Genomic DNA, 15,795 nt, shown 5'->3' on the forward strand with positions numbered 1-15,795 from the left:
ATGAACATCGGAGTCTTTCTCGGATCCATTCGCGAAGGGCGCACGGGAATCGACGTAGCAACGTGGGTGATGCAACAGCGTCAGGCGCGTGCCGACGGCCACACCTACCACTTAATCGACCTGGTGGAGCAGGATCTCAACCCGAACACCGCCGCTCCGCCGAAGGGGGTCAAAGACGGTGCCTACGCCGATGAGAAGACCCGTGCCTGGGCCAAACTGATCGATGGCTTCGACGCATTCATCTTCGTCACCGCCGAGTACAACGCCTCCGTCCCCGGCCCGATGAAGGACGCCTTCGACCTTCTTTACGCCGAGTGGACGGGCAAACCAGTCGCCCTCGTCGGCTACGGCTCCGACGGCGCGTCCACCTCGCGCTCGCACTGGTCCGACATGCTCAACCGCGTGGGGATGAAGCTCGTTTCCACGCAGGCCGGTTTCTCATTCAAGGAACACTTCCCGGAGGCGACGTTCACCCCGGGCGACGAGGATACGGCCCGGGTGAACGCTATCGCCGACGCGCTTACTGCCGCGGTCTAGAGCGCTGTCGGGCCACGCAGTTGGTGAGGTGGCACGGTAGTTACTGCGTAAGCAGATGAAAAAAACGCGCAGGGGCATCGGGGCTCCTGCGCGTTATCCTGCTAATGGGCGTCGATTAGCAGTCGTAGTACATCTCGAACTCGAGCGGGGTCGGGTGCAGGCGCGAGGGTGTGATCTCGCGGTCGTACTTGAGCTTGATATAGGACTCAATAAGGTCCTCGGTGAACACGTCGCCCTCGGTGAGGAAGTCGTGATCGCGCTCCAGCGCCACCAGCGCCGCCTCAAGCGAGGTCGGGGCCTGCGGGATCTCCTTGGCCTCCTCCGGCGGGAGCTCGTAGAGGTCCTTATCCACCGGGGCGTGCGGCTCGATGCGGTTCTTGATGCCGTCGAGGCCCGCCATCATCATCGCGGCGAACCCGAAGTAGGGGTTGCCCGAGGGGTCCGGGGCGCGGAACTCGATGCGCTTGGCCTTGGGGTTGGAGCCGGTGATCGGGATGCGGATCGCGGCCGAGCGGTTGCGCTGCGAGTACACCAGGTTGATCGGAGCCTCGAAGCCTGGCACGAGGCGGTGGTAGGAATTCAGCGTCGGGTTTGTAAACGCCAGCACCGCGCCGGCGTGCTCGAGGATGCCGCCGATGTAGTAGCGCGCAATGTCGGACAGGCCGCCGTAGCCAGCCTCGTCGTAGAACAGCGGCTTGCCGTCCTTCCACAGCGACTGGTGGGCGTGCATGCCGGAGCCGTTGTCGCCGGCCAGCGGCTTCGGCATAAACGTCGCCGTTTTGCCGAACTGGGTGGCGGTGTTCTTCACGATATACTTGAAATCCTGCAGGTCGTCGGCGGCGTGCAGCATCGTGTTGAACTTGTAGTTGATCTCCTGCTGGCCGCCGTTGCCTACCTCGCGGTGGAAGCGCTCCACGTCGAAGCCGGAGGCAGCGAGGTTTTTGACCATCGCGTCGCGCACATCCACCGTCTTGTCGTACGGCGGCACGGGGAAGTAGCCGCCCTTGACGCGGTTCTTGTAGCCCAGGTTGGGGGAGCCGTCGATCTCGGACTCCGCGCCGCGGTTCCACCAGCCTTCCTCGGAATCGAACTCGAAGAACTGGTTGTTGCCGGTGACCTCGTAGCGAACGGCGTCGAACAGGTAGAACTCGGCCTCGGCCCCGAAGAAGCAGGTATCCGCAATGCCTGTCGACGCGAGGTAGTCCTCCGCCTTCCGGGCAACGTTGCGCGGGTCGCGCGAGAAGGGCTCGTGCGTGAACGGATCGTTGACGAAGAACTTCACGTTCAGCGTCTTCTCCGCACGGAAGGGGTCAACCTTCGCGGTGGCGAGGTCCGGCATGAGCGTCATGTCGGACTCTTCGATGGTGGTGAAGCCGCGTATCGACGACCCGTCGAACGCCAATCCCTCCTCAACGACGTCTTCGTCAAACATCGACGCCGGGATGGAGAAGTGGTGCTCCGTTCCGGGAACGTCGGTGAAGCGGACGTCGACGAACTCGACATCCTCGTCTGCAATGAAATTTTTGGCGTCCTCGATATTGTCGAAGGCCATTTTTTCACTCCTTGATGGGGTTGAATGCTAACAAGACCATCCTACAGACGACGCGCCACGGGTGCCCCGAGCGATTGCCGCGGCCAATGCGCGCCCAAGTACTCTAGGTGCATGGCAAATTCCCGAGGCCGCGATGCCGAGTTCGCTGAGTTTGGAACCTACGCCGGGCAAGACCTCGGCCTCCCCGAAACCGGGCCGGGTGCGCAAGCCTCCGTGGCGCGCCGCGCCGGGGCGGTCGCCATCGACTGGGGCATCTGCTGGGCAGCGGCCGCGTTCATCCGCTTCAACACCGACGCACTCGGGGACACCGCAACCCTGACCTACCTGCTGTGGCTGGCGCTGGGCATCCTCTGCGGCTGGCTGCTGGCCCGCACCCCGGGCATGATGGCGCTGGGCATGGGCGTGGCGCGTGTTGACGCCCCCGGTAAGCGCGTCGGCTTCTGGCGCGCGGCAGTGCGCACGCTTCTCACCGGGTTCATCCTGCCCGCCGCCATGGTCGATGCCAACGGACGCGGCATGCACGACCGCGCCACGGGTACGACTGTGATTCGTAGCTGAGGGCGTCGATAAGCGGGCGCGTTATGCGTTACTTGCCCTGGCGCTGCTGCATGCGGCGCATCTTGCGGTTCATCCCCGACATCGACTGCGCGCCCTTCGGCAGCGGACCACCGGGCAGGCCAGCGGGCTGACCCGGGCGCGAGCGCGCATCCATCGCGTCGAGCTTGGTGGACAGGGCGTAAACCTCGTCCTTCTTGTAGTTCTTGGGCAGCTTCAGCAGCGTCTTCTGCAGGTCGCGGATGCTGGTCTGGCCCTCGGCCTCGCCGACGTAGACCTCGTGGATGGGCACACCGGCCAGCAGGCGGTCGACGCGCTTGCGCTCTTTCGCCATCAGCGGCTTGAGACGGTTCGCGTTGCCCTCGCCAACTAAGACAACGCCCGGGTTGCCGACGACGCGGTGAACCGTGTCCATCTGCGTGTTCGAGGCCACCGCAGTCTTGGTCAGCCACACGATGCCCATGGTGTTGCGCATGTTCTCCAACGACCACGCGGCGGCACCCGGGGTGTCAGAAACCTCGGCGTACATTGAGGCCTCGAGGCGGCGCGAGAAGACGAACATCGCCAGCACCGCGCCGAGCAGCAGGCCCGGGATCAGCATGAACCACTCGGCGTTGAACAGAAGGCCGATGAGGAAGAACAGCAGGCCCACGCCGAGCACGCACAAGATCATCAGCGGGATGAGCTTGTTGTCGCGCTCGCGCTGCATCTTGAACGCCTGCCAGATCTGGCCGCGGGTGTTCTTGCGCTTGGCGCGTTTCGCGGCGCGTTCTTCACTCTTCGCAGCCTTCGAAGCTGCCTTGTTCTTTGGATCTGCCATGGCTCCTACTCTATTCCACGGGATTGGGAAGCGGAAAGCGCCCCACTGTCCCGTGCAGGGCAGCGAGGCGCTTATCGACGCTCAACCTTTCAAAAACGCTACAGGTAATCGACCCGCGCGTTGAGGTGCAGCTTCTCCGGCTTGGAGGTGCTGCGCAGCTGGATGTTGACGCTTTCGTCACCCTCCGGCACAACCCACTCCGCTACGCGGGTCGGGATGACCACGGGCTTGTAGAACTCCACGCGGTAGCGCAGCGCACCGCCGAGCTTGCCCTCAAGGAAGCGCAGCGCAGCGGCCGCGGAGTACATGCCGTGGGCGATGATCCCCGGGAAGCCGAACAGCTTCGCACCGATGTTGGAGGTGTGAATCGGGTTCTTGTCGCCCGAGGCCTCCACATAGTTGCTCACCGTCTCGCCGGTGACCTTGATATGGCCGTTGGCGGCGTACTCGGGCAACTCCGGGGAGTCCAGGCGGCGGCCGTTGTCCGCGCCGCGGGTGGTCACCGAGACCGGGGCGTCCTTGGCAAACTTCTGGCCCTGGGCGAGGAAGGTCGACACCTGGGTCCACAGCGGCTCCCCATCGGTCTCACCGTCGAGGAAGACCTGGGTGACCATGTCGATGAGCAGGCCCTTGCGGTGCGGGCGCAGCTTCTCGCCGTGGGCGCGCACGGTGTAGGACTCGTCGACACGCAAAGCGCGCTTCTGGGTGATCTCGTTGGCGATGTGAACCGCGCCGGTGGCGGCGAAGGGGAAGTCCTCGCGCGCCATGAGGTCCATTGTCAGCGGGAACGCGACGACGAAGAAGTAGGTCGGCGGCAGCTCGTTGGACAGGCGCAGGCCGGTGGCCTGGGTGTAGGCGGCGAGCTTGGCCACATCCACCTTGACGCCGCGCACCTCGGATCGCGAGGTCGGATCGGCATCAGCGGAGTGCTTGGTGCCCACGACCGGCAGCATGCCGCGCTTGATGTCGTTCATCACCTTGTCCAGGTCCGGAACGGCCTTGAGAACCTTGTAGGGTGCCTCCGGAGTCTTGTCCGGCTGGGAGGAAGAAATGCGGGTGGTCATAGACTTACGCCCCCAGCAGGCTCTGGCCGCACACGCGCACGATGTTGCCGTTGACAGCCTTGGAGGAAGCAGCAGCGAAGTATGCGACGGTCTCGGCAACGTCGATGGTCTGGCCACCCTGCTGCAGCGAGCTCATGCGGCGGCCAACCTCGCGCGGGCCGGTCGGCATAGCGGCGGTCATGTCCGTCTCGATGAAGCCCGGGGCCACGGCGTTGATGTTGCCGCCGAGGTCAGCGAGGCGGTCGTGCAGCGCGTCGACGAAGCCGATCACGCCGGCCTTGGTGGTGCCGTAGTTGGTCTGGCCGCGGTTGCCCGCGATACCGGCGATGGAGGAAACACCGATGACAGCCGGGGAGTCGCCGAGAGCGTTGGCCTCGAGCAGCTTCTCGGTGATGCGCACGGGGGCGACCAGGTTGATGTTCTGGACCATGTTCCAGCGGCTGTCGTCCATGTTGGCGAGCAGCTTGTCGCGGGTGACACCAGCGTTGTGGACCAAGATGTCGATCTTGCGGCCGTAGCGCTCCTCAGCGTGCGCTGCGAGCTTGTCGGCGGCCGCAGGGTCGGTCACGTCGAGCGGAAGCGCGGTGCCCTTGACCTTGTTCGCGGTCTGGGTCAGGCCCTCTCCAGCCTGCGGGATGTCAACGCAGATGACCTTGGCGCCGTCGCGTGCGAGCGTCTCAGCGATCACCGCGCCGATACCGCGGGCGGCACCGGTGACCACGGCGAGGCGGCCTGCCAACGGCTGCTCCCAGTCGGCCGGGGCGTCGGCGGCTACGTCGGTGATGCGGATGACTTGGCCGTCCACGTAGGCGGACTTGCCGGAGAGCAGGAAGCGCAGGGTGGATTCGACCTGGCTGAAGTTGTTGGAGTCGATGGCAGGATCGACGTAGACGAGCTGGGCGGTGGCGCCCTTGCGCAGCTCCTTGGCCACGGAGCGGGAGAAGCCCTCCAGAGCGCGAGCGGCGATGCGGGCGTCGGCGTCCTCGATCAGCTCCGGGGTCGTGCCGATGACGACGATACGGGCGTTGTCCGCAATCTTGCGCATCTGCGGGTTGAAGAAGTCGAACAGCTGCTTGAGATCCTCGGGGCGGGCAATCTCCGTGGCGTCGAAGACGATGCCGGCGCGGGGGGTGTCTGCCTCTGCCTTGAGAAGCTTGTAGGGGCCCTCGAGGGTGGTGGTGAGAGCCTCGACCAGTCGACCCCGGCCACCAACGACGACGGGGGCGTGCAGCAGCGGCTCGCCAGCCTTGTAGCGGCGCAGCGGGTAGCCTTGCGGGACTCCAGCCTTAGCCGCTAGCGGAGAGTTAATGAGTTGTTCGAGAAAGCCCTTCTTGGCCACGGTGTGCTCCTTGTTAATTGGGGTCGTGCCGTTTGTGTTCGTGATTTACCTTACAGCACTACTCTTTTGTGTTGTATAGTACAACGAGAATGAACTTCAACTCCGAACTTCCACCAGTTGAAAGCAGGGAAAGTACAGTGAATCAGCCTCGCAAGGTCGCCATCCTCGGCGGCAACCGCATCCCCTTTGCACGTTCCAACAAGGAATACGCAAACGCGTCCAACCAGGACATGCTCACCGCCGCGATCGACGGCCTCGTCGCCCGCTACGGCCTGCAGGATGAGCGCCTCGGACTCGTCTCCGGCGGTGCCGTCCTCAAGCACGCTCGCGACTTTAACCTCGTTCGCGAGTGCGTGCTTGGTTCCGCTCTTGCGCCGACCACCCCGGCCGTCGACGTCCAGCACGCCTGTGGCACCTCGCTGACGTCCGCAATCCAGGTCGCCGACGCCATCGCAATGGGTCGCATCGACGCGGGCATCGGCTGCGGCACCGACACCACCTCGGACGCGCCCCTGGCCGTCAACGACACCCTGCGCAAGACCCTGATCAAGGCGTCCAACGCGAAGAAGCCGGCCGACCAGCTCAAGCTGTTCGGCTCCATCCGTCCGAGCCAGCTGGCACCGGAGCAGCCGCAGAACGGCGAGCCCCGCACCGGCCTGTCGATGGGTGAGCACGCCGCCATCACCGCCCGTGAGATGGAGATCTCCCGCGAGGCTCAGGACGAGCTCGCCGCAGCGTCGCACCAGAACCTGGCGAAGGCGTACGACGCTGGCTTCTTCAGCGACCTGATCACCCCGTTCCTCGGCGTGCAGCGCGACACCAACCTGCGCCCCGACTCCACCGCGGAGAAGCTCGCTGCGCTCAAGCCGGTCTTTGGCAAGCAGGACGCAATCCAGCACGGCGGCACCGCAACCATGACCGCCGGCAACTCCACCCCGCTGACCGACGGTGCCGCTGCCGTGCTGCTCGGCACCGAAGAGTGGGCCAGCGAGCACGGCCTCGAGGCTCAGGCCTTCATCGTTGACTCCGAGGTCGCCGCTGTCGACTTCGTCCACGGCAAGGACGGCCTGCTAATGGCCCCGACCTACGCCGTGCCGCGCCTGCTCGAGCGCCAGGGCCTGACCCTGCAGGACTTCGACTTCTACGAGATCCACGAGGCGTTCGCCTCGCAGGTTCTGGCCACGCTCAAGGCCTGGGAAGACGAGACCTACTGCCGCGAGCGCCTCGGCCTCGACGCCCCGCTGGGCTCGATCGACCGCTCCAAGCTCAACGTCAAGGGCTCCTCGCTGGCAGCCGGCCACCCGTTCGCTGCTACCGGCGCACGCATCCTCGCTTCCGCCGCGAAGACCCTCGTTGAAAACGGCGGCGGCCGCACGCTTATCTCCGTGTGTGCCGCAGGCGGCCAGGGCGTCGTCGCAATCATCGAACGCTAAAATCCCTACCTCATCTGAAAGGTCCAACCATGCCCCTTCCTAACCCCCCGAAGGAAGACTTTAAAGACGCCAAGCACCTCGCCACCGACACCACCAAGGCGAGCGGCCACCCGGAGAAGAACCAGCCGGAACGCCTGCCGGCGACCCCGGACTCCAACGCGGTCCAGGACCTCGCTGACGTCCTTGACGGCAAGTACAAGGAGCGCAAGGATTCGCTGCGCCCGCTGCTGAATGACCCGGAGATCCTGCCGAAGCTCGACGGCACCCTCGACGAGATCCGCGCCAACAACCTGGAGAACGTCAAGAAGGTCGCCTCCAGTGGCCGTATCCAGCCTTCCTTCTCCCCGCTCAACGGCGGCGAAGGGCAGGTCGCGGCGGGCGTGTCCTCGCTCGAGCTGATCGCTCAGATCAACAACTCGGCCTGCGTCAAGTCCGGCGTCCAGTTCGGCCTGTGGGGCGGCGCGATTGACGCCCTCGGCACCGAGCGCCACGTGAAGTTCGCCCAAGGAGCGATGGACCTGTCCATGCTCGGCTGCTTCGCCATGACCGAGATGGGCCACGGCTCCAACGTCCAGGAGATCGAGACCACCGCCACCTACGACCCGGAGACTCAGGAGTTTGTGATCAACACTCCGACCCCGGGCGCAAAGAAGGCTTACATCGGTAACGCTGCCCGTGACGGCCGCTGGGCCGCCGTGTTCGCCCAGCTGATCACCCCGGACTCTGAGGAGTCCAAGGGCGTGCACTGCTTCATCGTGCGCATCCGCGAGGAGGACGGCACCGACGCCGAGGGCGTGACCACCTCCGACCACGGCCACAAGGGCGGCCTGCTCGGCGTTGACAACGGCATGCTCGTATTCAACAACGTGCGCATCCCGCGCGAGCACCTCCTGAATAAGTTTGCCGACGTCGCCGAGGACGGCACCTACACCTCCTCGATCGAGTCGAAGAACCGCCGCTTCTTCACCATGCTCGCCACCCTCGTGCGCGGCCGTCTTGGTGTCGGCGCATCCGCTGCCGGCGCAACCCGCGCGGGCCTGGCCATCGCCGTGAAGTACGCCAACATCCGCCGCCAGTTCGAGGCGGGCGAGGTCGGCGAGGAGTCCCGTCTGATCGACTACCGCGTGCACCGTCGCCGCCTGCTGATCCCGCTGGCGAAGTCCTACGCGCTGGCCATGTTCCAGAACAAGCTGCTGGATCGCTTCCAGGAGCAGACCGACGCCATCATGGCCGGTGACTGGGATCCGGCTAACCCGACCCGCGAGCAGGACCGCGCGGGCCGCGAGATGGAGTCCCTGGCGGCCATCTTTAAGGCCACCGCCGCAACCCACGCCAACGCGACGCTCCAGGAGTGCCGCGAGGCCTGCGGTGGTGCTGGCTACATGTCCGAGAACCTGCTGACGACCTTCCGCGCTGACGTGGACATCTTCACCACCTTCGAGGGTGACGACACCATTCTGCGCCAGCTCGTGGGCAAGAACCTCCTGACCGCCTACGGCTGGGAAGTTTCCGAGATGTCCCCGTTCGGCATGGCCAAGTTCGTCGTCTCCAACATCGGCGACATCCTGACCCGCCGCTCCGGCATCGCCGCCAGCGTTCAGTCCCTGTCCGACCGCGTTACCGGCACCGGCTCGCTTTTCGACGCCGACACCCAGCTGCGCATCGTCCAGGCCCGCGAGGAGCACGTGCTCAACTCCCTGGTGCGCCGCGTGCAGGTCGCCCGCAAGATGGAGCGCAAGGAGGCCGCTGAGGTCATCAACCGCGCCCAGGACCACCTGCTCGAGGCTGCCGTCGCATATGGCGACCGCATGCTGGTGCAGGCGATGATTGAGGCCGAGGAGGCGCTTCCGGAGAACTCCTCCGCACGCTCCGTCTACGAGCAGCTGCGCCACCTGTTCGTGCTCAACACCATCGTTGAGAAGGCCGATTGGTACCAGGAGCACGGTGTGCTGCCGAGCGGCCGCGTCAAGGCTGCAAAGGCCGCTGTCAACGACCTCGTTGACTCCCTTGCCCCGTGGTCCGAGGTACTTGTGGATGCCTTCAAGATCCCGCAGGTCGTCCTCGACCGCCCGATGATGTCCAACGGCGGCACCGACCTCAGCTAGCGCCCCAGCGCGCACGCTAAAGCGCCGCGGCCCTTCCCCTAGATGGGGGTTAGGACCGCGGCGCTTTCGTTGCGTCTACTGGGTTCTAGCGGGTCACCACGGGGGTGTCCTTCGACGGGCCGTACTTGCTCAACAGCGTCGACGCCTCCTGGGCGGTATCGCCCTGCGAGGTTTCCGCCAAGTGGCGCAGGTTCACCGGCAGCTCGCGCTCGCGGTGCTTCATCGCCTCGACGTAGAGCTTGCCCGCGCGGTACGACGAACGCACCAGGGGACCAGACATGACGGCCCCGAAGCCCATCTCGTAGGCCGCGTCGCGGTACTCGATGAACTCCTCCGGCTTCACCCAGCGCTCAATAGGGTGGAATTGCGGGCCCGGGCGTAGGTACTGGGTGATCGTGATGATGTCGGTGCCGGCGTCGACAAGGTCGTGGAGCGCCTCCATGACCTCCTCGCGGGTCTCTCCCATACCCAGGATCAGGTTGGACTTGGTGATGAGCCCGAAGTCGCGTGCCTGGCGGATCACGTCGAGGGAGCGGTCGTAGCGGAACGCGGGGCGGATGCGGCGGAAGATGCGCGGCACGGTCTCGATGTTGTGCGCGAACACCTCAGGACGGGCCTCGAAGACCTCCTGCAGCAGGTCGGGTTTGCCCGAGAAGTCGGGGGTGAGGTTCTCCACGCCGGTGTGCGGGTTGAGCTCGTGGATCTTGCGCACGACCTCGGCGTAGAGCCAGGCGCCCTCGTCCTCGAGATCGTCGCGGGTCACGCCCGTAATGGTGGAGTAGTTGAGGTTCATTTCGCGGACCGACTCCGCGACGCGCAGTGGCTCACCGCGGTCAAGCGGGTCCGGCTTCGCGGAGTTGATCTGGCAGAAGTCGCAGCGGCGCGAGCAGTTCGCCCCACCGATGAGGAAGGTTGCCTCGCGCGATTCCCAACATTCGTGGATGTTGGGGCAACCCGCCTCTTGGCACACCGTGTGAAGGGACGCTCCCGCCACCTTCTTCTTCATGTCCTCGTACTCAGGGCCAGTTTTCACGGCGTTGCGGATCCACCGCGGCTTCGCCTCGATTGGGGTCTGCGCGTTTCGCTTCTCGACGCGCAGCAGCTTACGGCCTTCAGGTGCAACAGTCACCCCTTAAGGGTATCCCGTATGTCAAGCCACTAGAGAATGCGGGTTAATCCTTTCGACGGGTCGGGGGCGGAAGCGAACGTGTGGTTCTCCACCGCGAGCTCGCCGGACAGGGCGCGGTCGAGGGCGTCGAGAAGCGGGGTGCTCAACTCGTCGGTGGTGACATCGCGGCCGAGTTCGAGGCTCAGGGTGGTCACGTCGGCGTCGTTGATGCCGCAGGCGACGATGTGGCGGTAGGCGTCGAGAGTGTTGTTGCAGTTGAGAGACAGCCCGTGCATGGTCACCCCGCGGGTGACGCGGATGCCGAGAGCGGCGATCTTGCGGTCGCGCGTCGGCGCTTCCGGGTTGGCAGCGCGGGTGCTGTGGGGGACCCAGACGCCGGAGCGGCCGTCGATACGCCCAGCGGTGGTCACTCCCGCTTCGCGCACGGCGTGGATGATGGCCTCTTCGAGCCGGCGCACGTAGTCGACGACGTCGACCGGGTCGGCGAGCTTGACGATGGGGTAGACCACAAGCTGGCCCTCACCGTGCCACGTGATGCGCCCGCCGCGGTCGACCTGCACCACCGGGGCGTCATCGTCGGGCATGTCCGCAGGCTGCGTGCGCTTGCCCGCGGTGTAGGTGTACGGGTGTTCCAGGACCAAGACGGTGTCGCCGATGTCGTCCTTGGCGCGCTGGGCCGCAAGATCGGCCTGGAGTTCCCAGGCGTTGGTGTAGTCGATCAGGCCGAGGTGGCGCACGTCCAAAGGCCCACCAGAAGATCGGATGGGCTCGTTGGCGGGAAAGAAGGGTTCGCGCGGAGCACTCATGCTCCACACTTTAGTCGCGTTTTAGACGCCGTTGGAAGAGGCGTACTCGTCGGCGGTCATCAGCGGGCCGGCGGCCGAGATGGTGACCTCGAAGAGCCACCCCTCGCCGAACGGGTCCTTGTTGATGATCTCGAAGTTGCCGTCGATCTCCTCGTTGACGGCGGCGACGGTGCCGCTGACGGGGGAGTAGAGGTCGGAGACGGACTTGGTGGACTCGACCTCGCCGCAGGTCTCGCCCGCGGTGACCTCGTCGCCCACCTGGGGCAGGTCAGCGAAGACGATCTCGCCGAGGCGGTCGGTGGCCACCGAGGTGATGCCGACGCGCACGACGGTGCCCTCGGCAACGTCCTGCGGAGCGTTGATCCACTCGTGGTCTTCGGAGTAGGAGAATTCTTGGGGCAGGGAGTGTGCCATGAGCTTAGGAGTCCTTTCGGGAGTAGAACGGTGTCTCAACGATAGTAAACGGGTAACGGCGCCCGCGGATGTCAATTTCGACGTCGGTGCCAATTTCTGCGCGCTGCGGGTCGAGGTGGGCGAGCGCGACCGGGTAGCCCAGCGTCGGCGACGGCTGGCCGGAGGTGACCACGCCGATCTTCTCGTCGCCGATGTATACCTCGGCGCCCTCGCGCGCGGCGCGGCGATCCTGCGAGGTCAAACCCGCGATGACCACGGAGGGCTCGCGGCCGGTCAGGGCCTCCTTGCCCACGAAGTCGGCCTCCTTCTTTGCGAAGGCGCGGCCCATGCCCGCCTCCACCGGGGTGATGTCCGCGGTCAGCTCGTGGCCGTAGAGCGGCATGGAGGCCTCCAGGCGCAGCGAGTCGCGCGCGGCGAGGCCGCACGGGGTGCCGTGGCCGATAACGGCCTCCCACACAGAGGGCGCGTTGTCGAAGCTGGAGTAGATCTCGAAGCCGTCCTCGCCGGTGTAGCCGGTGCGGGCGACGATGACGTCGATGGTGTCAGCGCCCTCGCCGAGCTTCATTTCGCCGGCGGAGTAGTAGGGCAGGTCGCCAGGGGCGCCGTCGACAAGCGGCTCGAGCACCTCGAGCGCGCGCGGGCCCTGGACGGCGATGAGGGCGATCTCCTCGCTGCGGTTGGTCAGCTCGACATCGAAGTCGCCGACGCGCGACTGAAACGCCAGCCAGACGGCATCCGTGTTGGCCGCGTTGGGCACCACTAGGTAGCGGTCCTCGGCGAGCTTGTAGCTAATTAGGTCATCCAGGATGCCGCCGTCCTCGGCGACGATCATGGAGTACTTCGCCTTGCCCACCTTCAGGTTGGACAGGGAGGAAATCAGCGCGTAGTCCAAAAATGCGCCAGCGTCAGGGCCGATGACGTCGATCTCGCCCATGTGGGACAGGTCGAAGATGCCGACGTCGGAACGCACCGCGCGGTGCTCCTCGAGCTCACTGCCGTATTTTAGCGGCATGGTCCAGCCGCCGAAGTCCGTGAAGGAGGCGTTGAGCGCCTCGTGCGTGCTTTTCAGGGGTGATTCTGGCATGGTATAAGCCTTTCCTACTTGGAGTTTTCTTCGGTGACTACCACGTCGACCTCTTCGACGGCATCGGGCTCGATGTCGAAGGCCTCGGGCGGCGGGCAGGCGCACTGCAGGTTGCGGTCGCCGTAGGCCTCGTCGATGCGGCGCACCGGCGGGAAGTACTTGTTGTGGATCAGGTTCGGCACAGGGTAGGCCGCCTGCTCGCGCGAGAACTCGTACGGCCACTCGCTGCGCGCGACGCTATAGGCGGTGTACGGGGAGTTGTGCACGACGGACTTCTCGTACTCGATGGTGCCGTCGACGATCTCCTGGATCTCGGCGCGGATGCTGCGCATCGCTTCGATGAAGCGTTTCAGCTCGGCGAGGTCCTCGGACTCGGTGGGTTCGACCATGAGCGTTCCCGCCACGGGGAAGGCCAGGGTCGGGGCGTGGAAGCCGTAGTCCACCAGGCGCTTGGCCACGTCGGTGGCGGTGACGCCGGATTCGGCGGCGATGCCGTTGAGGTCGAGGATGCACTCATGGCCGACCAGTCCGGCGTTGCCGGTGTAGAGGATCGGGTAGGAGTCTTTGAGCTCGTTGACGAGGTAGTTCGCCGCCAAGACTGCGTTCTGGGTGGCCTTCTTCAGCCCCTCGGCGCCCGACATAGCGATATACGCCCACGAGATCGGCAAAACGCCGGCCGAGCCGTAGGTGGTCGACGAGATCGGCACTCCCGCGCCTTCCGGCACGTCGGTGGATGCGTGCTCGCGGGAGACCTGGGGGTCGGCCGGCAGGAAGGGCACGAGGTGCTCCGCCACGCCGATCGGGCCGACGCCCGGGCCGCCGCCACCGTGCGGGATGGTGAACGTCTTGTGCAGATTCAGGTGGCTGACATCGCCGCCGAAGTCCCCCGGGCGGCCGATGCCGGTCAGGGCGTTCATGTTGGCGCCGTCGATGTAGACCTGCCCGCCGGCGGCGTGGACCTTGTCGGCGACGGTCTGGACCGTGTCTTCGTACACGCCGTGCGTCGAGGGGTAGGTCAGCATGATCGCCGCGACGCGTCCGGCGTGCTGCTCCAGCTTGGCGTCGAGATCCGCGATGTCGATGGAGCCGTCGGCGGCAGTCTTAATGACGGCGACGCGCAGGTTGGCCAGCGTCGCCGAGGCGGCGTTCGTGCCGTGCGCGGAGGCCGGGATGAGGCAGATGTCGCGTTCGGAATCGCCGTTGGCGACGTGGTAGCGGCGGATGGCCAACAGGCCGGCCAGTTCGCCCGTGGCGCCGGAGTTCGGCTGGACACTCACGGCCGCGTAGCCGGTGAGTTCAACGAGCCAGTCGGACAGCTCGGTGATCAGCTCGCGCCAGCCCTCGGTGTACTCGTCGGGGGTGAACGGGTGCACGTTGGCGAAACCCGGCCAAGTGATGGACTCCAGGCCCGCGGTGGGATTGAGCTTCATCGTGCACGACCCCAGCGGGATCATGGTGCGATCCAGCGCAAGATCCTTATCGCCCAGGGTGCGGATGTAGCGCATCATCTGGGTCTCGGAGTGGATGGCGTTGAACGTCTCGTGCGTCAGGAAGTCGGTGGTGCGTGCGAGCTCCTCCGGCAACGTGCTGTCGCCGACGGTAACGGTGCCGCCGAACGCCTCGACGAGCACACGCAGGTCCTCGTCCTCGGTGTCCTCGCCGAAGCTGACCACGACGGTGTCGGCGCCGATGGTGCGCACGAGGTAGCCCTTGTCGGCCAGCGACTGCTTGATTTCCGCGGCCCGGCCAGGCACGTCCACGGCGACGGTGTCGAAGAAGTGCGCGTGGCGCACGGTGCCTTCGCTAATCGACGCCGCAAAGCTCGCAGCCCGGTCATGAACGGCCTTAGCGATCTCGGTGAGCCCCTGGGGCCCGTGGTAGACGGCGTACATCGACGCCGTCACCGCGAGCAGGGCCTGGGCGGTGCAGATGTTGGACGTCGCGCGCTCGCGGCGAATGTGCTGCTCGCGTGTCTGCAGCGCCAGGCGGTAAGCCGGATAGCCCTCAGCGTCGACGGACACGCCTACGAGGCGGCCAGGCATCTGGCGCTTGAGCTTGTCGGACACCGCCATGTACGCGGCGTGCGGGCCGCCGTAGAACAGCGGCACGCCGAAGCGCTGGGTGGTGCCGATGGCGATGTCGGCGCCGAGCTTGCCCGGGGACTCGAGAAGCGTGAGCGCGAGGATGTCGGCGTCGACGGCGGCGAGGCCACCGCGCTCGTGGATGGCCTCGATGATCGGGCGCGGGTCGAGGATGTCGCCCTCGGTGCCCGGGTAGGCTAGCACGACGCCAACGAGATCCTCGCCGACGATGCCCTGGGAAAGGTCAGCGACCTCGACTTCGAGGTCGATGGCTCGGGCGCGCTCGGAGGCGACGGCGATGACCTGCGGGTGCAGGCGGGCGTCGAGAAGCACTCGGCGGCCCTTCTTCACCGCGCGCGACATCAGGCCGATGGCCTCGCCGGCGGCGGAGGCTTCGTCGAGAAGCGAGGCGTTAGACACGGGCAGGCCGGTGAGGTCTTGCACCATGGTCTGGAAGTTCAGCAGCGCCTCGAGGCGTCCCTGGGAAATCTCGGGCTGGTAGGGGGTGTAGGCGGTGTACCAGCCGGCGTCCTCCACGACACCGCGGCGGATCACCGGCGGGGTCAGGGTGGAGGAGAACCCCTGGCCGTAGAAGGCCTTGAGAACGACGTTTTTGTCGGCCAGTTCACGCAGGCGGGTCTGCGCCTGCTGCTCACTCAACGCCGGCGGAAGGGTGATCTCTTTTCTCGCCTTGATGCCGGGCGGCATGGCCGTGTCAACGAGAGCTTCGACGCTGTCGTATCCCAAGGCTGCGAGCATCTCCTGCTCTTCAGCTTGGTCGGGCCCGATGTGACGGGAAATGAAATCCAACGCGTTCTCCTTGAATCGGGGGTGCAGTGTTACCAACAGTTTAACGAGTCCTCCGACACAGTCGCG

Annotated in this window: 13 protein-coding genes; 4 read left to right on the plus strand and 9 right to left on the minus strand. The window is 65.7% G+C overall.

Annotated elements, in window-relative coordinates:
• Positions 1-537 carry an NADPH-dependent FMN reductase gene (locus tag E3227_RS07320; protein ID WP_144318052.1) on the plus strand — a complete coding sequence of 179 codons (537 nt, stop codon included), beginning with the start codon at positions 1-3 and terminating at the stop codon, positions 535-537.
• A 115-nt stretch (positions 538-652) separates the two neighbouring features.
• Here the strand turns inward: E3227_RS07320 and glnA are convergent, their stop codons facing one another.
• Entirely contained in the window at positions 653-2,089 is a 1,437-nt protein-coding gene (gene glnA / locus E3227_RS07325) for a type I glutamate--ammonia ligase (RefSeq protein ID WP_144318053.1), read from the minus strand.
• A gap of 111 nt (positions 2,090-2,200) precedes the next feature.
• Here glnA and E3227_RS07330 point away from each other — a divergent pair, with 111 nt between their 5' ends.
• Entirely contained in the window at positions 2,201-2,647 is a 447-nt protein-coding gene (locus tag E3227_RS07330) for an RDD family protein (protein WP_136651465.1), read from the plus strand.
• 28 nt (positions 2,648-2,675) lie between these two features.
• Here E3227_RS07330 and E3227_RS07335 read toward each other — a convergent pair whose 3' ends face one another.
• The 3 genes from E3227_RS07335 to E3227_RS07345 form a co-directional block, all read right to left on the minus strand.
• Positions 2,676-3,464 (minus strand): DUF4191 domain-containing protein, encoded by a 789-nt coding sequence (locus E3227_RS07335; protein WP_144318054.1) that lies wholly within the window; start codon positions 3,462-3,464, stop codon positions 2,676-2,678.
• A 98-nt stretch (positions 3,465-3,562) separates the two neighbouring features.
• Positions 3,563-4,528 carry a MaoC/PaaZ C-terminal domain-containing protein gene (locus tag E3227_RS07340; protein ID WP_136651467.1) on the minus strand — a complete coding sequence of 322 codons (966 nt, stop codon included), beginning with the start codon at positions 4,526-4,528 and terminating at the stop codon, positions 3,563-3,565.
• 4 nt (positions 4,529-4,532) lie between these two features.
• Complete coding sequence (locus tag E3227_RS07345; protein WP_144318055.1) at positions 4,533-5,867, minus strand: 3-oxoacyl-ACP reductase; 1,335 nt, start codon at positions 5,865-5,867, stop codon at positions 4,533-4,535.
• A gap of 89 nt (positions 5,868-5,956) precedes the next feature.
• On the opposite strand from E3227_RS07345, the gene E3227_RS07350 reads away from it, so the two are divergent.
• Together E3227_RS07350 and E3227_RS07355 are read left to right on the plus strand one after the other, a co-directional pair.
• The gene (locus E3227_RS07350; protein WP_144318056.1) at positions 5,957-7,300 is read left to right on the plus strand and encodes an acetyl-CoA C-acetyltransferase; all 1,344 of its coding nucleotides are present in this window, start codon (positions 5,957-5,959) and stop codon (positions 7,298-7,300) included.
• Between the two features lie 29 nt (positions 7,301-7,329).
• A complete protein-coding gene (locus E3227_RS07355) occupies positions 7,330-9,405 on the plus strand; it encodes an acyl-CoA dehydrogenase family protein (protein WP_136651470.1) in 2,076 nt (691 codons plus the stop codon).
• 85 nt (positions 9,406-9,490) lie between these two features.
• Here E3227_RS07355 and lipA read toward each other — a convergent pair whose 3' ends face one another.
• Genes lipA through gcvP form a run of 5 tightly spaced genes read right to left on the minus strand, consistent with a single transcriptional unit; the run spans position 9,491 to position 15,729 of the window.
• Positions 9,491-10,534 (minus strand): lipoyl synthase, encoded by a 1,044-nt coding sequence (lipA, locus tag E3227_RS07360; protein WP_136651471.1) that lies wholly within the window; start codon positions 10,532-10,534, stop codon positions 9,491-9,493.
• A 29-nt stretch (positions 10,535-10,563) separates the two neighbouring features.
• A complete protein-coding gene (gene lipB, locus E3227_RS07365) occupies positions 10,564-11,340 on the minus strand; it encodes a lipoyl(octanoyl) transferase LipB (protein WP_144318057.1) in 777 nt (258 codons plus the stop codon).
• A 21-nt stretch (positions 11,341-11,361) separates the two neighbouring features.
• A complete protein-coding gene (gcvH, locus tag E3227_RS07370) occupies positions 11,362-11,754 on the minus strand; it encodes a glycine cleavage system protein GcvH (protein ID WP_006839910.1) in 393 nt (130 codons plus the stop codon).
• Between the two features lie 4 nt (positions 11,755-11,758).
• Positions 11,759-12,838, minus strand: a complete 1,080-nt coding sequence (gene gcvT, locus E3227_RS07375; RefSeq protein ID WP_136651473.1) for a glycine cleavage system aminomethyltransferase GcvT — start codon at positions 12,836-12,838, stop codon at positions 11,759-11,761.
• A gap of 14 nt (positions 12,839-12,852) precedes the next feature.
• Complete coding sequence (gene gcvP, locus E3227_RS07380; protein WP_144318058.1) at positions 12,853-15,729, minus strand: aminomethyl-transferring glycine dehydrogenase; 2,877 nt, start codon at positions 15,727-15,729, stop codon at positions 12,853-12,855.
• Positions 15,730-15,795 lie beyond the last annotated feature (66 nt).

This window comes from Corynebacterium sanguinis (assembly GCF_007641235.1).
GTDB lineage: Bacteria > Actinomycetota > Actinomycetes > Mycobacteriales > Mycobacteriaceae > Corynebacterium > Corynebacterium sanguinis.